The sequence below is a fragment of the Paenibacillus hodogayensis genome (assembly GCF_039536325.1).
GTDB lineage: Bacteria > Bacillota > Bacilli > Paenibacillales > NBRC-103111 > Paenibacillus_AB > Paenibacillus_AB hodogayensis.
On sequence record NZ_BAAAYO010000020.1, the window covers coordinates 69,155 to 90,539 of the forward strand.

The 21,385-nt window shown below is 47.8% G+C and carries 22 protein-coding genes and 1 pseudogene; 2 read left to right on the plus strand and 21 right to left on the minus strand.

The genetic code is table 11. The features are described from left to right. Positions 1-7: 7 nt before the first annotated feature. From ABD796_RS32655 to ABD796_RS32685, 7 genes are all read right to left on the minus strand, one after another. On the minus strand, positions 8-1,099 hold the full coding sequence (locus ABD796_RS32655) for a site-2 protease family protein (protein WP_344916419.1): 1,092 nt from the start codon (positions 1,097-1,099) through the stop codon (positions 8-10). 185 nt (positions 1,100-1,284) lie between these two features. Further along, positions 1,285-1,836, minus strand: coding sequence for a ribosome hibernation-promoting factor, HPF/YfiA family (gene hpf, locus ABD796_RS32660; RefSeq protein ID WP_344916421.1), 552 nt, complete (start codon positions 1,834-1,836; stop codon positions 1,285-1,287). Between the two features lie 328 nt (positions 1,837-2,164). Beyond that, positions 2,165-2,362 (minus strand): cold shock domain-containing protein, encoded by a 198-nt coding sequence (locus tag ABD796_RS32665; protein WP_344916423.1) that lies wholly within the window; start codon positions 2,360-2,362, stop codon positions 2,165-2,167. Positions 2,363-2,790: 428 nt separating this feature from the next. Beyond that, positions 2,791-3,126, minus strand: a complete 336-nt coding sequence (gene fliT, locus ABD796_RS32670; protein ID WP_344916425.1) for a flagellar protein FliT — start codon at positions 3,124-3,126, stop codon at positions 2,791-2,793. After that, complete coding sequence (gene fliS, locus ABD796_RS32675) at positions 3,119-3,514, minus strand: flagellar export chaperone FliS (RefSeq protein ID WP_344916427.1); 396 nt, start codon at positions 3,512-3,514, stop codon at positions 3,119-3,121. The genes fliT and fliS overlap by 8 nt, the downstream gene beginning before the upstream one ends. A 12-nt stretch (positions 3,515-3,526) precedes the next feature. Beyond that, positions 3,527-5,044, minus strand: a complete 1,518-nt coding sequence (fliD, locus tag ABD796_RS32680) for a flagellar filament capping protein FliD (protein WP_344916429.1) — start codon at positions 5,042-5,044, stop codon at positions 3,527-3,529. 27 nt (positions 5,045-5,071) lie between these two features. Continuing rightward, a complete protein-coding gene (locus ABD796_RS32685) occupies positions 5,072-5,425 on the minus strand; it encodes a flagellar protein FlaG (RefSeq protein ID WP_344916431.1) in 354 nt (117 codons plus the stop codon). A gap of 179 nt (positions 5,426-5,604) precedes the next feature. On the opposite strand from ABD796_RS32685, the gene ABD796_RS32690 reads away from it, so the two are divergent. Both ABD796_RS32690 and ABD796_RS32695 read left to right on the plus strand, forming a co-directional pair. Continuing rightward, entirely contained in the window at positions 5,605-6,480 is an 876-nt protein-coding gene (locus ABD796_RS32690) for an N-acetylneuraminate synthase family protein (protein ID WP_344916432.1), read from the plus strand. Further along, on the plus strand, positions 6,480-7,658 hold the full coding sequence (locus ABD796_RS32695; RefSeq protein ID WP_344916434.1) for a cytidylyltransferase domain-containing protein: 1,179 nt from the start codon (positions 6,480-6,482) through the stop codon (positions 7,656-7,658). Before ABD796_RS32690 ends, ABD796_RS32695 begins: the two co-directional genes overlap by 1 nt. Positions 7,659-7,734: 76 nt before the next feature. Here the strand turns inward: ABD796_RS32695 and ABD796_RS32700 are convergent, their stop codons facing one another. The 14 genes and pseudogenes from ABD796_RS32700 to ABD796_RS32765 form a co-directional block, all read right to left on the minus strand. Then, entirely contained in the window at positions 7,735-9,624 is a 1,890-nt protein-coding gene (locus ABD796_RS32700; protein ID WP_344916436.1) for a motility associated factor glycosyltransferase family protein, read from the minus strand. Continuing rightward, complete coding sequence (locus ABD796_RS32705; RefSeq protein ID WP_344916438.1) at positions 9,621-10,181, minus strand: hypothetical protein; 561 nt, start codon at positions 10,179-10,181, stop codon at positions 9,621-9,623. Before ABD796_RS32705 ends, ABD796_RS32700 begins: the two co-directional genes overlap by 4 nt. A gap of 119 nt (positions 10,182-10,300) precedes the next feature. Beyond that, a complete protein-coding gene (locus tag ABD796_RS32710; RefSeq protein WP_344916609.1) occupies positions 10,301-12,214 on the minus strand; it encodes a flagellin in 1,914 nt (637 codons plus the stop codon). A gap of 491 nt (positions 12,215-12,705) precedes the next feature. After that, positions 12,706-13,126 (minus strand): annotated as a pseudogene (locus ABD796_RS35825) (flagellin N-terminal helical domain-containing protein); the annotation flags it as partial. Between the two features lie 193 nt (positions 13,127-13,319). After that, a complete protein-coding gene (gene csrA, locus ABD796_RS32720; RefSeq protein WP_344916440.1) occupies positions 13,320-13,571 on the minus strand; it encodes a carbon storage regulator CsrA in 252 nt (83 codons plus the stop codon). Then, positions 13,552-14,031, minus strand: a complete 480-nt coding sequence (fliW, locus tag ABD796_RS32725) for a flagellar assembly protein FliW (RefSeq protein WP_344916442.1) — start codon at positions 14,029-14,031, stop codon at positions 13,552-13,554. The genes csrA and fliW overlap by 20 nt, the downstream gene beginning before the upstream one ends. 84 nt (positions 14,032-14,115) lie before the next feature. After that, positions 14,116-14,688 carry a DUF6470 family protein gene (locus ABD796_RS32730; RefSeq protein ID WP_344916444.1) on the minus strand — a complete coding sequence of 191 codons (573 nt, stop codon included), beginning with the start codon at positions 14,686-14,688 and terminating at the stop codon, positions 14,116-14,118. 43 nt (positions 14,689-14,731) lie between these two features. Beyond that, entirely contained in the window at positions 14,732-15,628 is an 897-nt protein-coding gene (gene flgL, locus ABD796_RS32735) for a flagellar hook-associated protein FlgL (protein ID WP_344916445.1), read from the minus strand. Between the two features lie 42 nt (positions 15,629-15,670). Continuing rightward, positions 15,671-17,257, minus strand: coding sequence for a flagellar hook-associated protein FlgK (flgK, locus tag ABD796_RS32740; protein WP_344916447.1), 1,587 nt, complete (start codon positions 17,255-17,257; stop codon positions 15,671-15,673). 40 nt (positions 17,258-17,297) lie between these two features. Further along, the gene (locus ABD796_RS32745) at positions 17,298-17,792 is read right to left on the minus strand and encodes a flagellar protein FlgN (RefSeq protein WP_344916449.1); all 495 of its coding nucleotides are present in this window, start codon (positions 17,790-17,792) and stop codon (positions 17,298-17,300) included. A 33-nt stretch (positions 17,793-17,825) separates the two neighbouring features. Beyond that, on the minus strand, positions 17,826-18,095 hold the full coding sequence (gene flgM / locus ABD796_RS32750) for a flagellar biosynthesis anti-sigma factor FlgM (protein ID WP_344916451.1): 270 nt from the start codon (positions 18,093-18,095) through the stop codon (positions 17,826-17,828). A 107-nt stretch (positions 18,096-18,202) separates the two neighbouring features. After that, entirely contained in the window at positions 18,203-18,637 is a 435-nt protein-coding gene (locus ABD796_RS32755; protein WP_379120956.1) for a flagellar protein, read from the minus strand. 64 nt (positions 18,638-18,701) lie between these two features. Further along, positions 18,702-19,226, minus strand: a complete 525-nt coding sequence (locus ABD796_RS32760; protein WP_344916455.1) for a ComF family protein — start codon at positions 19,224-19,226, stop codon at positions 18,702-18,704. Between the two features lie 227 nt (positions 19,227-19,453). Continuing rightward, positions 19,454-21,352, minus strand: coding sequence for an ATP-dependent helicase ComFA (locus tag ABD796_RS32765; protein WP_344916457.1), 1,899 nt, complete (start codon positions 21,350-21,352; stop codon positions 19,454-19,456). Between the last annotated feature and the right edge of the window lie 33 nt (positions 21,353-21,385).

The following is a 21,385-nucleotide window of genomic DNA, read 5'->3' on the forward strand; positions in this document are numbered from 1 at the left end:
AAAAGCGTTAGTTTAACGCAGGAATGCCCATCTGAGCGACGCCCCACATCATGAAGATCAAATAGGCGGCGAGACCGAAGTAAGCCAAGCCATAACCGAGTCTCGTACGGGAGGGCACGTCGTAATAACTGTCGCTTTCATGAGTATGGCCTTGGATGGCGACAACTATGACAAGCCGTGGCTCCTCATCGTCGGTTTTCCGAACGACACGGATTACCTCCGCCTTCTCGATCAACAGCTGCCCCTTCAGATCGGCCGTATGTTCCAGCCCCAACGAGTCCCACTTCACTTCGATCCGTTGAACGCCATCGGTCGTGCAGTACGTCGTGAACGGAAGTTCCCTCCGATGCTCTTCCCCCGGAATAAAGTACCCGTCGTCCAGCAATGGCTGTAGAGGGGTCGTCCACATGATCATTTCTTTGGCCGGCGGACCTTTTACTTTGCGGATGTACTTCTTATATAAATCGTAGGCGAACAACAGCCAGAAAATAATCAGAATCCATGCATTCAAAAAGACGATGCACAGCGCTCCGCCGATCAAACCGACGATCCACAGCCACCGGCTGACCGCCGAGGCAATGCGTCCCCCGTCCAGCGGCTGCATGGGCAGCAGGTTAAACAAATTAATCATAAAGCCGATTTTGGCGATGACGATCCACACGTACCATCCGGCCCCGCCGTCTCCCTGCAGACCGAACCAGCCGATCGCCAATGCGATTGTAGCGCCCAACGTACCGATCAGCGGACCCCCGTAGGCGATGTAGGCCTCCGTCACCGCATCGCGCGGATGGCGCTTCATCATGATCGCCGCCCCCACGAACGGAATGAAGAAAGGGACGCTTACCGGCAAGCCTTTGCGCTTGGCGGCAAATACATGTCCCATCTCATGGATAAACACCATTACGACCAAACCGACGGCAACCTGCACCGGAAATACGATCGTATACGCCCATACCGTAACCAGCATGCTGATCAAGGCGGAACCGAACTTGCTGAATTTTAACAGGGCCAACAGGGCCTTCGCTTTGCTGAGCAAGAAAATCCCGGCTGCACCGAATACCCACCCGCCGCCCTTGCGTTTAGCCGGCTTGTCTTCCACTCTTTCGAACCTCCTTGCCCTTTCTTGTTATTACGCAGAAAAGCGCAATCCGTTTCAGGATCGCGCTTGTTGTCCGGCGGAAGCCGGTCGTTTTTTCAGTTTGGCCAAACCATTATGCAGCTATACTTCCTTACGTCTTATATGTTCAACATGTACAATGTCATAAAAGTGCTTATGCTATACGCTCAATCGGGTTCGATCAAGCCGTATTTGCCATCGTTCCTACGGTAGACGACATTCACTTCCTTGGAATCCGAGTTGGCAAATACGAAGAAGCTGTGGCCGACCATATTCATTTGCAAAATCGCTTCTTCCACATCCATCGGCTTTAAGTTGAAGCGCTTCGTGCGCACCAATTCCGAATCTTCTTCTTCATCCAAATAGCGAACAGCGGTGGAGCTGTCGTAACTTTCCTTGAACAATGTGCGGATTCCGTCCTGACGGAACTTACGATTCGCTTTTGTTTTGTGCTTGCGGATTTGCCGCTCCAGCTTCTCCGTAACGAGATCAATCGAGGCGTACATATCCTCACTTCGAACTTCGGCCCGGAGCATGGTGCCGGGTAAAGGGATGGTCACCTCGACGGTTTGCATATTTTTGAGTACGCTTAACGTGACCGTCACATCTGAGGTGGGAGCAGCTTCAAAGTACCTTTCCAGCCTTCCGATTTTTTTTGCCGCATAATCTTTGAGAGCGTCGGTGAGCAGCAAGTTTTGACCGCGAATGGTAAAGTTCATTGTCCAACAGCTCCTTTCATATGGATAAAGCATGTTTGCTTCCACGCTAGCAGACAGTGGAGAACAAAGATCTTTATCGGGAAAAACGCCCCGCCTGTCCGTCCCCGGTTCGGGTCGAATGCGGTTGTTTTTCTTACTCTCACTATATCATATTTGCCCGCCCACTTCAAAAAAACTTTACAATAATTCAAAATGTTTTGTATTTTCTGATAACTATTGACAAAACGGTGTCGAACCGTTGTCGAAGCATGCAAAAAAGACACCCCGGTTACCCGGGGCGTCTTCGCTGCTAGCGTATATATTCAATCGCGGCTGACAGCCGTGTTGATTATAATTTTACGACGTTAGCTGCTTGCGGACCGCGTGCGCCTTCCACGATGTCGAATTCTACGGCTTGACCTTCTTCCAAAGTCTTGAAGCCGTCCGATTGGATTGCCGAGAAATGAACGAATACGTCTCCGCCGTCTTCGCGCTCGATGAATCCATAGCCCTTCTCTGCGTTGAACCATTTAACTTTACCTTGCATGCAAAACATTCCCTTCATCTTCAAATAGCTGCAGGCTGTGCCCACACCCTGACTATACCATCCGGCCCGCTTATTGTCAACGTGAAAGCGATACCGAAACGGCTAAAAAACACCTAAGTTTTACTAGAGCAAATTGCTAGAAAATTTGGCTATTTACAAACCGTTCACATTATGAAAGCTTGTTTTCATTAGTTATTAACAGAGTTATGCACATTATCCACAGGGTAGTTGTTAGGTTGTATTCAAGAGATTTACCGTAGAACGAGCCTATATTAGCCGATCAGAGCAGTGCACATCGATCCCATCGCGAACGGAACGATCTGGGTACCTCAAACACCTCATTTTGAGTTCTCTTGGGGAGTATAAAAGCAACAACAAAAACAGCTTCCCGACCTATAAAGGCGGCAAGCTGTTGTCCTCATTTAATTTTATTTACGTTTATCGAACATGACACTGCCCATGCTGTATTCAGAGTCATATAACATCTTTTGTTTTTTGGCATTCTGAATTCGATTCATCTCGGCTTGGCCTTGAAGTTGAACTTCCGTCATCCGTTGTACAAGGACGGAATCGTACTGGAGAATAGCCTTTACGCGCTCGCTAAACACAGCGCTTTGCTCCGCGGTCGGTTGCAGCGATTTAATGGAATCGATGAGCTGCTCCCGTTCCTCGACAAAAGCGGCCAATTGTTCCTCATTGAGCAGATGCAGATTGGATACGGTCTGCGAGGTTAGAACCTCCAGCCGTTTCAAAATCTCATCCATGCTGCGCCCCGGTCTTTGGTGCATTTAATTGACGGGCTGCCTGAATCCACGTTTCCTTCAGCTCGCCAAGAAACCCCATTACTTCTTGGATCGGTTCGATCTCTTTCTTCATATTCGCTTGAATCAGCCGGTACAAGAAATAATCGTACAGCCGCAGCAAGCCGTCGGCAAGAGGAGAGCTTTGATCCAGGGTAATCACGAATTCGCTAATAATATCTTGTACCTTTTTAATATGTTCATTGGCTGTAAGCAACTCGTTATTCTTGATGTCCTCTATACTTAATTTGCAGAACCGTATGCCTGCATCGCACAGCATAATGAGCAATTGAGCGGGTGAGGCCGTCTGGACGGAGTTTTCCAGGTACTTGTTAGTCTGTGGAGTTATCACGGAATATCCCCCTTATTTCGAACTGCCGCCGAATTGGTTTGCCAAGTATTGCGATTGCGAGTTGTAGCGGTTCAAAGCCGCCTCCATGGACGAGAACTTGGTGTAATAGCTCTTCTCCAGAGCCTCAAGCCGCTTCTGCTGCTTGGAAATAAGCGCGGATATATCGTAAATTTCTTTGGCCAGGCGGCTGTCGTCATTGCTGATGGAGGGAAGTCCGGCTTTTTTGGTCAGCTCATCGGTGCCGAGCTTTAATTTGTCGTACAACCGCTCGCCCAACCCGACTTCCGTCCCGGATCCGCCCGGTACCGCGTCCTGCGTAAAGAGAGCCTTGACCGCCTCCGGGTCGCTCTCGATCGCCTCCCGCAGCTTTTCCTCGCTTTCTACGTACAGCTTGCCATTCTCGAAAAACTGCCCCGTCTTGATGCCGATGTCTGCCAGCGAGCGGATTTTAGGGTTGCCCGTATTGACCAGGCCGGTGGCGATGCTGCGCATGCTGCTGATGAGCGAGGTCAAAATCGGATCGTTGCGAAGCTGCCCGTTCTTCGCCTTCTCTTCCCACTTCTCGATCTGCTTCTCGGACAAAGACTCTTTCTGCTCGTCGGTCAACGGCTCGTAATCGCGGTCCTTGACCTCCGTCACCTTCTTCTGCAGCATTTCCAGCGTCTCGTTGTAATCGGCAACGAACTTTTTGACCGACTCCATAATTTCGTCCGGATTCGTCTGAGGCGTTATAATGGCCGCGCTACCGCCTGCTTTGTTCAGCGTCACTTCGATTCCGTTGACCGTGATCGTATTGCTCGTACGCGTTGTCTCCAGGCCGTTGATGACGACACTTGCGTTCTTGCCATCCTTCTTATTATCTCCGTCCGTGTGCACTTGCGCCAGCGATTCGAAGAAATTGCCCGTCTTGTCCTTGAAAGTAATATACTTGCCATCTTTATCCGAGCCGTTCGTTAAGCCGGTTTCTTTGGCTGTAAACGACAACCGTTTGCTGGTGGCGTCAAAATAAGCCGTCACATTCGACTCGCGGTTGATTTTGGCGATCACATCATTCAGCGATTCTTTGGCCGGATCGACCTTGATCTCCTTGCCGTTGATCTCGAACGTATAGGCTGCGGGAATGACGGAGCCGTTCGTCAGCTTCTCGCTTTGCGAAAGCAGCGTTTTGGTGCGGTCGAAACCATCCTTCGTAACCTCGCCTTCGCTGAAATTAGACGCGGCTACCGCAATCTCCTTGACTTGCACGGAGATGGTTCCCGTCGTGGCCGAAGCCGTCGCCTTGGCCGTCACCGCCTCGGCATTGCCCGATACGGAAATGGTCTTTTTGTTAAACGTGCCTTCCGCCTTGAAATTGAACAGCTTGTTGTTGCGAAAATCGGTCATCTTCAAATTGATGTCTCGGTAAGCGTCCCGGCGCCATTCCGTCGACTGCTTCTTCTTCGTGAGCGTGTCCAAGGGAATCCGCTGCGCCTGCATCAATTTCGCAACTGTGCCATCTACGTCAAATCCTGACAAACCGGCTATACGCATTTTCCGCGTGCACCACCTTTCCCGAATCTACCTGCGTTCGTCGATCATAATGCCTGCCATTTCCCAAAGCTTGGCTACAAAATCAAGCATCTTTTCCTGCGGGATTTCGCGAATCACCTTGCCTGTTTCTTTCTCCAACACTTTGACCATAATCTGTTTTGTTTCTTTATGGACAGAGAAATCAAGCTCGGTTTCCGATCCTTGCGACGCCTTGATGGCTCTGTCAATGGCCTTGATCAATTGCTCGTCGCTGACTGGAACGTTTTCCCCCTGTATTTCGGCTCTCTTCAAATCTTTGGCTGTATGGATCATGGATAGTTGAGAAGGCACCGACGGAACATTGGACGAACCATTACCTACCGATTGGGATGGACTCTCCATTTAAAAAGCTCCTCCAAAGTTACATTTCTATTACTGTTATCGGAAGATGGAAGATGGTTTGTTAGTGGTTTTTAAATGTTTTAAATTGACAATTCCTTTATTGCTAGTTTCCAATTAGTTTTGTTACAATGAGCTTGCGATAAATCAAACTCAGAAGATATAAAAGGAGATCACTACATATGAATATGCAAAAAAAGCCCTTCATTATTGCCGAAATCGGCTGCAATCATAAAGGTGAGTTTGAAATAGCTGAAGAGTTGATCAAAGTCGCTGCGCACTACTGCAAGGCGGATGCCGTTAAATTTCAAAAGCGTCACTCCAAAGAGTTATTGACTGAAGAAGAGTACCATGCTGTGCATCCTAACCCCTCGAATTCATATGGAACTACTTATGGAGAGCATCGGGAGTTTTTAGAATTTTCAGTCGATCAGCACCACAGGTTACTTGAAATTTGTAATGAACATAATATTATATACAGCACATCCGTCTGGGATTTAACATCAGCCAAAGAAATCGCAGCCTTGAATCCGGAGCATATTAAAATTCCTTCCGCCTGTAACTTAAACTTCGAACTTTTATCTTATTTGACTCGCAATTATGGTGGGGAAATTCATTTATCGTTTGGCATGACATCGCCAAAAGAAGAACAACAAATTATTGAGTTTTTCCAAGATGAGAAACGAAATCAAGATCTGGTCATCTACTCTTGTGTTTCAGGATATCCTGTCGCTTTTGAAGATCTGTCGTTATTGGATATCAGACGATTAATTGAGCAATACGGAGATAAAGTTAAGGCTGTGGGCTTCTCCGGACACCACTTAGGTATTGCTGCCGATATAGCTGCCCTAACTCTGGGGGCTACCTACTTCGAAAGACATTTCACACTCGATCGTACATGGAAAGGGACCGACCATGCCGCAAGCTTGGAACCGGGTGGTATGGCAAAACTTGTGCGCGATTTAAGAAACGTCACCAAAGCGCTTACTTACAAAAGAGAAGACATATTGGATGTGGAAAAAGTGCAGCGAAAAAAACTTAAAAGAGAGAATAAATAATGAACCAATACCATGCATTTATACCTGTCAGAGGCGGGAGCAAAAGCATCCCCCTAAAAAATATTCAGTCTTTTTGTGGAAAACCCCTTGTTTATTGGACAGTAAAAGCGGCATCGGATTGTCCCAGTATCACGCATGTTTATGTATCTACGGATAGTGCCGCTATTCGTGACACAGTAGAACAATTCCAGTTACCTAAAGTACAAGTGATTGATAGGAATGAGGAGACGGCGACAGATACAGCATCAACCGAATCGGTTATGCTTGAATTCGCTAGGCAATTTCCATTCGATCATATCGTTCTGATTCAAGCAACCTCGCCCCTTTTAGAAAGCAGACATCTTGAAGAAGGAATTAGTCTATACATGGAGAAACAAGCTGACAGTTGTCTTTCCGTTGTGCGCCAAAAACGATTTCTCTGGGGTACAAATGAGAGCGGCTTTGGGACTCCCCTCAATTATGACCCTACCCGCCGACCACGTAGGCAGGAGTGGGCAGGGCAACTGGTGGAAAATGGGGCATTTTATATTACCTCTCGCCAAAATCTTTTGGACCATCGCTGCAGAATATCTGGTAAGGCTACTTTATACGAAATGGAAGATGATACTTATTTTGAAATAGACGAAACGACGGATTGGCTTATTGCTGAGCAGTTGAAATACAATCGGCTAAAAAACACATTAAATAATACAATCGATTTCTCATCCATTAACTTGCTTATTTGTGATGTAGACGGCGTTTTAACGGATGCTGGCATGTATTATTCTGATGACGGAAGCGAATTAAAGAAGTTCAATACAAGAGACGGAAAAGGTTTCGAACTGCTGCGAGAAGCCGGTCTACGGGTTATGCTTCTTACATCGGAGGATAATGAACTAGTAGCACGACGAGCAAAGAAGTTGAAAGTCGACTATTTGTTTATGGGCGTAAAAAATAAAAAAGATTTTTTGGATGATTTTTTTGCTGAGCATGGACAATTCAGTTATAATCGTTCAGCCTACATCGGGGATGACGTCAATGACTTGGATGCTTTAAAGCATATCCATTTGTCTGCGACACCGTACGACGGGCACCCGTCTTTAAAAAGCTTTGTGAAGTATATCTGCGTTCAAAAAGGCGGCCAGGGTTGCGTACGAGAACTTTGCGAATTGATATTAGAACATAAGGACAAACTTTAACTTGAAAAGGTTCGCTATCACCCGACTAAACCAAAAAGGACCAGAATCCGAATGGATATACTGGTCTTTTTTGGTGTCAATTTTCTTGTAGTTCAACACGGCTACTGTGTACAATATATTGATTCAAATGAGCGTATAGATCCGCTACGGATTCGAGCACATGATATATTTCATAGATTAGACTCCCAAATAAAGATACTACTTTGCTTGCTTTCCCAGAAAGGTCTGTCTCAAATCGTATCTGGGTGATATCTTTCTGAAATAATTCAAACTCATTTCGAATCATGGGTTTGACAATGACATCAAAAAATATGTTTCGGTGCATATTTTTAACATGAGCGTCCAATTTACCGTAAACCTTTTCGAATTGCTTAGCTTCTTGATAGTGGATGAGCGTATTCAACTTCTTAATGCATTTTGTAATTTCATTTAATAGCTCCGGTAACTCATTGTAATTTTTTTGTAATTCATCTGCCCTCTGTTTGATTGAGTCCACATTATAATAATGAACTATACGGTTATGCCAGTTGGAAACAACCGCAGCTTCAGATAACCTTGTCTTAATTACATCTTCCAAGCATTCAAAGTCGGTGCCACGAATCTTTGCACCACCTCGAGTTGTGTTAATAACTTCCATGCCCTCGAATTTCTCCAAATATCCTTCCATTTGGAACCTGCCACTGTTATGCGTTTCAGTAGTCTTAACGAAGCCGCCATCCGCAGCTTCAACATCGAATAACTCCTGTTGCTCTTTATCGGATAGTTGCGTGGGCCTATGCTCATAATTTATCCCTTGCGAGTAATACTGGTTATCCCGGTAGCCAAAATTTTGACCGACCAAAATAACACGCCCGCAACCGAGCTTATACAGCAATTCTAGCGTGACTACGGCAATCGTCGGAGCATCCGACAAAATTTCGTTCTTTTCAGTAATTTTCTGGTCCTTCAATAAGTATGCACCGACTGTATCTTGGCTAGTTACCATATGCAGCAGTGGTCCTTTAAAACCCGGTAATGTTCGATAACCTACACTGCTCCCAAAAATCATCGGAACCGTATCGATTTGCTTTTCGAAGAACTCCTGAAAAACACCCGCGTTGCTTGCGTTGGGGTCATAAGTTGTTACAGCGTCCGGAAGAATTCCATTGGCCAGCAACGCCCTATTGGCTGAACCGATGGATATGATATACGCAAGTTTGTGCTCTTTGATGAACCGCAGGTTCTCAAATTCATCCTGCAAAGAAGGGCCTGCTGCGACCATGACCACAGGCTTCTTCTCAAAAACGGAACGATCAAGATGGAACACGCTCGGAGTATCTAGAACTTTAACAAAATTGCTCATACTGTTAATAGTCCAAAGCCTCTCATAACGGGTATTGATCGCCAAATGTTTCGTATATTGATGGACCATCTTTTTAAACAGCTCTATAAATGTCCTAGTCTTATCCAAATAAACGCGCTCATACACGGGGTGAATAAATAAATATGCCTGTGCATGCGAACTTTCCACAAAGTGCTTAAGATATACCTCTGACATCATTGGGATATATTCGACAAATAAATGTTTGACACGCTTCATCGGCATATGTTTGAGATTTCGATTAGATACATAGTTATAAAAAATGTGGAAATCCGGCTCATACAACGTAAACTCAGCATCCGGGAATCGGTTCATTAATTCTTCTACATGGTATCCAAAACCAATACCATATACAAAAATATGATTATACGTTTTGATTTCATTCTCAAACTTGTCAACCCATTGAACAGCTTCTTGATACGGGTCATACTTGCTGTGAAGAAAATTGCTCTTGCCTTCCGCCTGAATTTGTACCGTCGGCAATCCCTTTTTAGATTCGATTACCGGAATAGCATCCAGACTACTCCGGTCTTCAAACTGGTTCAGAAGAGAGAGAACTTCCGGGAACCGCCTCTTCATCAAGATCAGGTTATCAACCATTATCATTTCTTTACTTCCTCCTGTTCCCTCTCTAACACCTTCAATAATTGATTAAAAATATCAACTAACTCGTATTGTAAAATATCGCTTATTAGGCCATAATCCGAATTGGTCATGGCTATATGCAAAGATTCAAGCAGTTCTGCCAAAGAATCAACTGTCACCACAAAATCTGCTGTCGAATAAGCTCTTGAATTCAGCAGCCATTCTATGGCTTCCAATAGCTCATTAAGTGAAGACCAAGATTTTGCTTCAGGGGCGGTACAAAACTGCTCCGATAAGGACTGAATCAAAGGAATTGCTCTTTTCAAGTACTGTTGCATTTGCAACTTTAGTTCTTGTTTAGCCTCGATGACCGTTTGTGTAACCACCTCGAACTGATCTATAGGGCCCATCTCTATAAATGTATCTTCAAACCGTTCGTGAATAGCTCTGCCATCAAAAATTAAGTACTGAATGATTAAGTCATGTTTTGAAGTATATTCCTCTATATAGGACATGCATTGACCAAGCGTTGGGGCGTTTTCGAAAAATTTTGTGTGATCCCGTATAGTCAGCTGCAACCGGATAACCTCCAATAGTTCATTTTGGCTCTATTATATTTATCGGCATATTGAATCGGAATGTTAACAAAAAAACGAGGAATCCATGTAGGATTCCTCGTGGTTCAGAGAAAAGGATATTAACGAAGCAATTGCAGTACGCCTTGAGGTTGTTGGTTCGCTTGAGCAAGCATCGCTTGTGCTGCTTGAGAAAGAATGTTGTTCTTGGTGAAATCCATCATTTCCTTCGCCATATCTACGTCGCGAATACGGGATTCGGAAGCAGTCAGGTTTTCGGAAGACGTTCCCAGGTTGCTGATTGTGTGCTCCAAGCGGTTTTGATAAGCACCCAACTTAGCGCGCTCGGTCGAAACCGTCTCAAGTGCGTTGTTGATTACGCTGATAGCCGTTTGAGCGCCGGTCGATGTAGATACATCCACATCTTGCAGACGAAGTGCGTTAACGCCTACGTCATTAATGTCAACTTGAAGCGTTTGTCCTTGGTTCGCACCGATTTGCATCGTAAGCGACTTGTCGGAGCTGCCGTTTTGCGCTTCTTGAGTCGTATTAAACGATCCGAATACGCGATTGAAGTTCGTTACAAGCGTTGTATCCGTAGAGGACTTTTGAGCTGCAAAAGACAAGTTGGAAATATCATGAGTTGCTCCATCCGCACCTTTTACAACGATTGTACCTTTGGTCGCATCAAGAGAGACGGTCGAGCCAGCAAATTGATCCAAGCTGCGCAAGGAATTCAACACATCAGCAATACTGGAATTTTCGCCAACTGTTACAGAAGTAGAGAATCCTTTACCACCTTGTGTACCGGTGATTTTGATTACATTGCCATTTGTTAGACCGAGATTGTTTCCATCGGAATCGGCCAGAGTGGTAAGCAAGGTATCATTGCTCAAGACGTTGGTCTTCGCATCTTCGCCATTCACTTTCACATTGTTGCCATCAGTTGCTACAAGAGCAGTCTTGTCGCCGCCAAACAAGGTTGCTGCGCCAGCTTGTCCCGATCCATCAGCAACTTGGAAAGTAGCACCACGTACATTGTTCGTAATCGAAAGCTTACTGCTGCCAGCCGTATTAATGGTGTCAACCGTGAGAGCATTGGCGCCGAATGCTTTGTCCAATTCAGCTTGCAGTGCCTTTACAATAGCGTCTCTAGAGGAGACGGCCGCTGCGCCACTTGCACTGTTTTTAATAATAGCTTGATTAGTCAAATCAATCGTAACGGTCTTATTGCCGAGCGTTACGTTAAACTGAGCCACACCACCAGAAGCATTAAGATTGAGACCGTTAAGAATGTTGGAACCGGAACCGGTAGCCGTGATGCCAGCAGCCGAACCAGCGTAGCCGAGAGCGGCAAGCGCTGACTGTGCATTCGCTGTTGGCTTGGACAATTCTACGTCAGAAGCGGCACCCGTCTTATTCGACTTGAATACGACTTTACCGTCCTGCAAAGATGCCGATACTTTTCCGACCAAATCGTTATTAGCATTGAGTTGATTGTTAACTTCATCAACCAGCGATTGGGCTGTTTTGTATTGTCCTGCTTTCAGTGTAACGGTAACGTTGCTGCCTCCGTCAACACTGATATTGAACTTGTCATTTGCCCCAGCTACGATGGTAGTGCCACCAGTATTGCCGATTACCGTTTCAGTACCTTTTACTTTCACGATCGAGGCCTGAGACTCGGCACTCGCCGTTTTGCTTCCAAGTCCGATAGAGTCCGCAAAAGCACCAGTTAAAATCTGAAAACCATCGGCCCCTACATTGTTTTTCAAAGTCAGTGCGCCATTATCGATGCCAACCTTAATTGCATCTTTACCAAGCTTTTCGTCAAACGCAAGTTGAATAGCTTTTTGATAATCATCAATCGTATGTGCCTTGCCCGAACCGATCAAAGTCGGATCCAAGGTTACGGAACCACTCAAATTGCCGATTTTATATGCAATAACGTTACCGCTACCACCTTGGGACGTTACATTGCTGGTAGCAAACTTTTTGTCGCCAGTAATTGTCACATGTTTTGCAGTGAAGCCCATTGCTGACGTAGCCGATCCAACACCGCTCGCAGCCGGAGCGGTGATGCTAACCTTGATGCTTGCACCGCTATAGCCAACACCCGTAGCAGTCGTCGTTACTTTCAAATTACCATTATCTACAGAAAAAGATACGCGGTTATACTCATTTGACCACGCTCCGGAACCAACAGCATTTTGCACGGCATTATTCAATGCTGTTTTGAACTCTTCCTTCGTATACCCGTTAGCGGAGCTTGCTTCGATCGTAACGCCAGAATACGTGGTTCCATTAATTTCGATGTCGAACTTATCATTGGCCCCGGCAATAATGATCGTACGATCAGCCAGCGCAGCGCCGCCTGTTTCGCTATAACCGGTTCCTGCTTTACCGTTCGTTACATTGCTCAAGTCAATACCGTAACCTGCTTTGGATGCAGCCGACGTTGCAGCCGTGTCTGCAGCATCGATAATGTTGGAATTGGCAACGGTCCCTTGCAAAGCTTTGGAAGCGCTCAAGCTGCCATTCAACAATTTCTTAGTGTTGAACTCAGTCGTGCTCGAAATACGGTCGATCTCGCCTTTAAGCTGCGTAATTTCCTTTTGCAGTTGCGCGCGGTCGGAGTCGGTCGACGTATCATTGGATGCTTGAACTGCAAGTTCACGCATACGTTGCAGGATATTGTGAGTCGTGCTCATTGCGCCTTCAGCCGTTTGGATCAGCGAGATGCTGTCTTGTGCGTTGCGGGATGCTTGATCCAAACCGCGGATTTGGCCGCGCATTTTTTCGGAAATCGCAAGACCCGCTGCGTCATCAGCCGCGCGGTTGATGCGGAAGCCCGAAGACAGTTTTTCCAAAGACTTGCTGGTAGCGCCTGTGTTGCCGGTCAGCTGACGATGAGTATTCAGTGCCGCAATGTTGTGATTAATTCTCATTTTTCTTCCTCCTTGAAATGATCCCCACATCCTTGTGGGAGATTGGTTGGGCTGCTTGCCAGGTCGGCCGCCCGGACAGAAACAGCACCTTATGTATATATCGGATAATAGTCTTCCATATGTTCAGCACGAATTAAAACAAAAACAACCAATATATGATTAATATTGGCGTTTTAATCGAATAAAAGCATGTTTATCTATCGTTTCCTTCATTTTTCGCGGTATTATTCTTCCATTTGCTCAATTCCTCTATACTGGGCACGGATATTGTCGCTTCCTGGTTCGATTGTTGAATCATTTCATAGATCTCGCTTCGATAGACTTGTACAGATATCGGCGCCTTAATTCCAATTTTAACCGAGTCCCCCTCGCTCCCGAGAACGACTACCTCTATATGATCCCCGATCATAATGGACTCGCCCTTTTTACGTGTCAATACGAGCATGCGTATCCCCCACTTCCTTTCCCTTCTCCGCTTCCACCGGAGCCGCGAGCGGGTGCTTGGTCGTATAACCGCTGCCATGCAGGATGCATTGCTTCCCTAGACCTTCCTTCATGTTAATAATGACCGGCGCAAGCAAATTGAGGGTCGAAGCGGCCATCTCTTCTTTTAGCGATACGATGGCCCATACCGCGACATCCTGATCCCTTTCCAGCTTCAGGCTGTCTTGCACTTCTTCAGGCAGCTCAAACTCGTAATGGGGGTAGAATAGAAAGGGGTTCACGATGACAAAAGCTACATTTCCATCCTCCATCGATTGCATAAAGGAGAAGGGCAGCTCCGGATCGGGGGTCAAAATGGAAAAGAGACGCAGCTGCTCAAATCCCGGAAGCCCTTGCTCGAACGAAATCATGTTCTCCGGCTGAACATCCAGTTCGCCGAATCGCAGCGTTTGGATAATCATATATCGATACACTCCTTATTCTTTCTCGTCCGTACAAAAACAAAAAAACTACAGATGCAACCATCCATAGTTATTGTAAACATCCTATACCCTTACATCAACCTCAGGCGGAATAATATCCACCTTGCCGTATTGCTGCATATATATGTCCAGCTTTCCTCTGTTGTATTCCACTTCCGGCCAATTCGGATGCGAATTTAAGCGGACTTGACCAGGCTCGGCTTCAATCTCCGGCTTCCTGGCGGTGTAGAAAACGTCGACATTGTCGTAAGAAGCCTCACCGGCGTACTGCATTTCCGGAAAGCTAACCCGGACATCTCCGGCCAATTCGGCAAATGCATCGGCACTGCTTTTATGAATCGCAGCCATCCTGTTGCCATCTTCCACGATTTTAGCAATTCCTTGAAGGGCAATATCCTTGGCTTGGCTATATATCCGGTTCATTACCTCTAGAATATTAGTCCGGGCCAAAGCATCCCACGCTTTCGTCTGATCGATATCCATCTCCCCACGGGGCTGCCGGATCGTCAGCTTTGCTTTGGGCTGCTCCAATTCGAACGTCGGACGAGGCTGCTTCATCGTGTATTGCCCCAAATCGGCATCGATACCGATACGCGCATACTGCTGCCTGATTTGAATTTGGGGAATGGACGGCATCGATTTTACACCTCTATCCGGGTTCGTATAGAAACTTTATGAATTACCTCAGGAAATCAAGCAGGCTCGGCTGGATCAGCTTGGATCCCGTTGACAATGAAGCCTGGTACACATTTTCGTTCATCTTCAAATTCGTAATGACGATAGCCATGTCGGCATCTTCGGTTTTGGACTGGAGCTCGGACACGTTGAGGGAAATATCTTTCAGACGGGCTTCAGCGAGCTCGATCCGATTCGTTTTGGCGCCGATGTCGGACCTGACATCAAGCATCTTGGTCATACGTGATTCGATTTTCCCGATCATATCGCTGATCTTGCTGAAATCCCCTTCCGTAAGCACCTCCGAGAACTCTCCGAATACACTGAACATGTTATCTTCGTCCTCAGGTTTGCCGAACACATGATTGCCTGTCACATTAACCGGAATTCTGACGCCCGCCCCTATTTCAAACAGTATGAGCGCGTCATCCGTAGCTTCGTCTTTAGCCCCATCGAGCGTATACGGTTTCGTATCGGTCATTTGGCCATTAAACACATATTTTCCGTTAAACTGGCTATTCCCGATATCCACCATTTGTTCGTACAATTGATTGACTTCCTGCTTCATAATATCCAACGATTGCTGAGGGTTTGTGCCATTAGCAGCTGTTACAGCCAGCTCACGAAGCCGCTGAACGACGCTTCCCGCCTGATCCATCATTGTATCCGCATAAGAAAGCCAGGACAGCCCTGCATCGGTATTCGACTGATACTGGTCATTAGCAGAAAGATCGCTTCTGTACCTCATGGCAAAACTGATTCCTACAGGATCGTCGGATGGCTTATTGATGCGCCTTCCTGTCGAAAGCTGATTTTGCAGCTTGTCCATCTGCATGGCGTTATTGTTTAAGTTGCGCAACAGCTGCGTATTCATCATATTTTGGGTAATACGAAAAGGCATTCGCCGGCCTCCGTTCAACGTTAGTTATCGGAACTCTCAGCTTTAACGGCCGACGATTCCCATTCCATTAATGACTTTATCGAGTATCTCGTCCTGTACGGTAAGCGCGCGCGCGGCAGCATTGTATGCATGTTGGAACTTGATCATATTGCTCATCTCTTCGTCCATCGATACTCCGCTTACCGATTGGCGCCGCGAATCGACCTGCTCGACAAGAATTTTTTGATTCGTGGCCTGGCGGTTCGACTCCTGCGACTGAACGCCTAATTGCCCTACGACGGCCCTGAAAAATTCATCCAAGGTTCCCCCATTTAAGGGCAGCGTTCCGGTACTGCTAGGAAGAAAATCAAATTTACTGGAGCGAAGTCCCGCAGCAAGTAAAGCCAGATCATTGTTGCCTTTGACTACCTTCACTTTGTTATCGGTAGCATCCAAATAAGTCCTCATCGAAGAAGCGATATTGGACACATTGTTTACGATATTTGGATTTACGGTAATATTTTCGGCCGTTACATCGGTGCTTCCATTGTTCGTTTGGAAGAAGGTCCCGCCCTGCTTGGCCTCGCCGTCACTCAAAGCATAACCTAAACTGTGAAGGCCGTTAAACCCCTTCACCATGGCTTTGAGCGGCTCGGTCAAGGTCCGTTGCTGGATCGTTCCGTTATACGTTTTATTGCCGAGTGTTACGCCTGCGGGGATGACGGCACCGGCCGGAATCGTGATCTCCGTTTCGCCGCTAACCATCGTACGAATCATGGAGTTCAGCTCATTGCGATAACCGGCAACAATCTCATCCCGGGACAAAATCATGCCGTATACTTCGCCGCTCGCCAACTCTTTATTCCTGTAGGCATCCTCCAAAGTTTGAGCGGTAAATTGGGTTGCTACGTCTCTCCCGTTCACCAAAGCCATGTTGCCCATCCGCACATTGTAACCCGTCTCGGTTTCGGTAATATTGATATTGATTACTTTGGATAAAGTATCCGCCAGCACATCGCGCTGATCTCTTAAGTCGTTAGCATCGTTGCCGAGACCTTCGATTCGGTATATTTCTTCGTTTAATCTCGCTATTTGCTGTACAGTTGTATTGATTTCGGTAACTTTGACATTAATGTTATCGGTCAAATCGGAAGATAAATCGTTTAATTGCTTGGCCGTATGATTGAAAGCGTCTGTAAGAGCAATCGCACTCTCTTTCACAACCGATCGAGCCGTTAAGTTATCCGGCTGTTTGCTTAACTCCTGCCACGAATTCCAAAAATTCTCGATAACTTGACGAATGCCGGTATCGGTCGGCTCATTAATGATAGCCTCCACCTTTTCTAGCGTATCGTTACGAATCGACCATTCGCCAAGAGATTTATTCTCGTCATAGTACTGCTTGTCCAAAAATTGCTCGCGTACCCTTGTAATAGAAGTGAACTCCACCCCTTGTCCAGATTGGCCGGGTATGTTGGAACGCATCATGCCGACCGCTTCCAGCGGCCGCGCCGCGACGAGCTTGACCACTTGTCTGGAGTAACCTGTCGTGTTTACATTGGCAACGTTATGGCCGGTTGTCGTAAGGGCAGCCTGATGCGAGAACAAGCTGCGTTTCGATATTTCAATTCCGCCGAATGTGGACCTCATTGCCTATCCTCCTATACAACTCTCTGCGTTTTCCAGCTTGCTAAGCTTTGCGATCAAACATCCGATTGGCCCGATAAGGAGCCTGCTCTTGCAGCGGATGATGGTAGATGGCGTCCTGTTCGCCTGAATCCACCAATAAATCCATCGAATAGTTAATGTACGCCAGAGAATGTTGAATCAATTGCTGATTCAATTCGTTCGCTTTTCGGATCTCCTCAATCAAGTCCAACAGCTGCTCTCTGCGATCCGCAAGTGACTGCTTCTCTTCCAGCTTTACGGCAATTTTGCTCAAGGTTTGGATCGTGATTGCCGCCGTGACGTACATATTACGCGATCGCATGTAAGACTGCACCGCATCCGCTCGTTCCGTCTCGAGTTGATCCACCTGTCGAATCAACCTGGTCTCCTTCTGCGTCATCTGCATCAGTTGCTCTACATCATTGGAGATAATCGACTGCCGTTTCTGTAAACTCAGTTCAAGCAAGTGCCGGTGAACTTCAATTTGCTGATCCAGAATCTGCACTATCGCTTCCATCGTTGTCGTTCACCCGCTCCCTTGTCCGTAAGGTCACAAATACGGAAATAGCTTCTCCGCAATTTTGCTGCTCTCTACCTGATACGTTCCCGTCGCTACCGATTGCTTTAGCTCCTGCACCTTCTGGATGCGCTGCTCGGCATCCATTCCCTGTGCGACCAGCAGTTCCTGCGCCTGCACGGATATTTTTACCTCATCCTTCTGTTTATCGCGTCTTCCCTTCAAATCGATCAGCTTCGCATCCTGTCTTGCGTAAGGATTCGGCGCGCCTACCCGATTGATTCCGTTAATCTTCATATCCATCACTCACTCTCTTGCCCGGCTCGACTTCGTTTCTTGTTAACACTTATATCGGACGGCTTTGCTTGTTTGTTTATAGCATAGTCGCTCTAAATGAAGAAGGTGAAGTTTTAATTCGAATTTCCCGGACCATGTTTATCGTGCTTATCCCGATCTTTCATGTAAGTGCTGCCGAATTCGCCGGCATGCCGTTCCTCTTTGCGTCTTTCGTCCTCATGCATATGCTTGACGTCCCTGGACAGCTTCGCTCGACAGTTGGCGCATAATGTGCCTTCCCGAATCAGCTCTCCGCACGACTCGCAAGGCGTCAGCACGTTTGGAGCATCCTTGGTAGCGATCCGACCCTCGCGTATAAAACGCGTAATCATACGGATCGGAACGCCCGCTCCTTCGCTGAGCTCCTGAAGCGTGCAGCCGCGATTTTTGCGCAAATGCTCGACGCATTTTCTGTACTGATCCTCGATTTCCCGTAAGCAGCTCGGGCACAATTCATAATTGTTTTTGACATATACTTTCCCGCACTGCGGACAATTGGACAAATTCAAGGCAAACACCCTTTCTCTTTAATCCACTAAACGGTCCGTCCTGTTAGCCCTTTATCGGCAACCACTATCTTGCCCATGTCAGTCCGTACACGTTCGCATCGACCTTTTCCGCAAGAGTCGCGGCGCAATGATGCAGCGTGCTTCCCGTCGTATACACATCATCTATAATTAGTATATTTATCGGTCGCTCGGGCGTATTTGTTAATATCCAGTTTAAGGCATCGTCATCCCATACAAAAACGTCATGCAAATCCGTTATCCGCTCAGCCCTTCCTTTGTAGCTTTGCTGGGCCGTATCCCTCCGGCGCTTAAGCAGACCTACGACGGAAATTCCGGTCCGGACACCTAACCAGGCGGCCAATCGCTCGGCCTGATTAAAACCGCGCTCTTCCAGCCTTTGCAGGCTTACCGGTACATACGTAATCAAGTGTACGGCTCCCGTGCGGGTAAAGTCTGTTTCGTGGCGTTTATAAGACCGGTACAGCATCGCTGCCAACAAATCGCGCAGCCGCTCGTTCCGCCGATATTTGTACGCAGCCAGCCATTCCTTCATCCGTTCGTCGTACCGAACGGCGCTCCGGTTAAGCATCAGTCGGGAATGCATCCTCCGCTCGCAATCCGGACAATGATCCGCCCTGCCGCAATGCGAGCACTGCACCTGCTCGATCCACGCTATATGGCCCGTGCAGCGGCCGCATATTGGCAGGTCCAAGGCTGCAAACCGTTTCACAGAAGCATTGCAATACAGGCAAGGTTGCGTGGGCGTACCCAGCAGTCCTTCGCCGGAACGAAGCAAACGTCCCCATAATTGCCGTATCATCCTTTTCCCCCATTCGTCGTATCCTTTTTCGGATTGTCCTCTTGTGTGCGATTCCCCCTTATATGCTGCTGGTTTGAGTTGATCAAATACCCTTTTCGCGAAGCCAGCCGATTCATCGCTCTAATTTGCCGTATCGCCTCTGCTTGGGAGTTCGTATACTCGACAGCGGCAAAGTACACCCGCCCATGGGGGTCGTCTTTGGAGCGTCCGGCCCGCCCGGCCATCTGAACCAAAGCGGATGCGTTGAACAGCGGCGAATCGGCCTGCAAAATAAATACATCCGTTCGCGGGACGGTTACGCCACGCTCCAGTATGGTCGTCGTCACCAAAATGCGGATGGCTGCCTGACGAAATTGGATCACTTTCTGAGCGCGTTCCGGATCTTGGGAGGACGTTCCTTCAATAGCGTATGGTTGAAAATGAGTGCGCAATACGTTCACAATCGGATTCACGTCGCGAATACGCGATACGAATACGAACAATTGGGCTCCACGCTCAATAGAGCGCTGAAGCGGCGTCAGCAGCTTGGCAGGCAAGCTGCCTCTCCATTTTGCCGGGTCTTTTATCGCAATCGTACGTGGAACGGGCAGCGGATAACGGTGATAGCGGACCGGCACCTTTACATGATGCAACGCTTTGCGCTTAGCCTGCCTCATCAGCTCGGCCGGAGGCGTAGCCGATAAGAGCACATAAGCGCCGCTTTGCTTGCATACCCGCTCGGCTGCATACTGGAGCATCGGATTATTGTGGTAGGGAAAGGCGTCAATCTCATCCACGATGACCAAGTCGAAGCTCCGGCTGAACCGCAGCAGCTGATGCGTGGTCGATAGCGTAATCTCGCCCCGGTCCCAGCGTTCCGCGCTTCCCCCATATAGCGTCACTACCGATCGCTCGGGAAAAGCTTTCTGGAGCCGCGGTTGGAGCTCAAGGACGACATCGCGGCGCGGCGTGGCGATCAGCACCCGATGGCCGCGGTCCAGCTCGTAATCGATGAAGGGGAATATCATTTCCGTCTTGCCCGCTCCCGTAACCGCCCAGATCAGGAATCGTCCAGGTTTCTCCGTTCTTGCTCCGGCCAGATACGAAAGTCCCTGATGGGCCGCCTCCGTCTGGGCAGGGCTTAGACCCCATTTACCAATGTAAGCTTCGGGATTCGTTAAAGCTGCCGTCGACGTCGGTCGTACTCCCTGACCAGTCCCCTGATCGCTGCCATGGCCGGTAATGAGCAGCGAGCACGATTGCATTCGTCCCATCGTCAAACATTCCTCGCAATAGAGACAATCCCCCGAGCAGTACAGACAATCGGTTCGATACATCTTGTCCTCCCTCGTCCCGCATCGTCTGCACCGGAAACCGCGAACTTTCCTCGACCAGAGGTAACGCCGCTTCCATTCCGCAACCAAGCCCCCCTGCAGCTCCACGTGTCCCCGTAAGTAAGCCGCCTGAACATAGCTCGTCCATGCCGCTCCAGCCGCCTCCATTCCGTGATGCTCCAGAAACGTCAGCAATTCTTCCTTTGAGAGGCACCGGTCGGCAAGCAATCGCTCCAGCTTGAGCAGCTCTTGCATATCAATAGGGATCGAATGAGCCTGATTACTATGCTCGAAGTATGTAACAAGCCTTAGCCCGGGTTCCGGCAAGGTCCAGCGTACGCCCGCCTCCGCACATACGGCGCTCCATTGAGGGATCGAGCCTTTCGTATCATTCGGGTATCTTCTCTGCAGAACCGGCAGCAGCGCGCAACTTTCCGCTAAAGACAAAACTGGTTCCAACAGATGGAGGGATGCTTTCCCGCCATACTGTTCGAACCAGTATGCGCTATCGATATTCATATCAAGCGTAAAACGCCATTCCATCCTTCCGCGGACGGCTGCGGCGTATAAACGGACTTTCACCCGAGTCCCTCCAGAACCGTTGTAAGCGGTTGA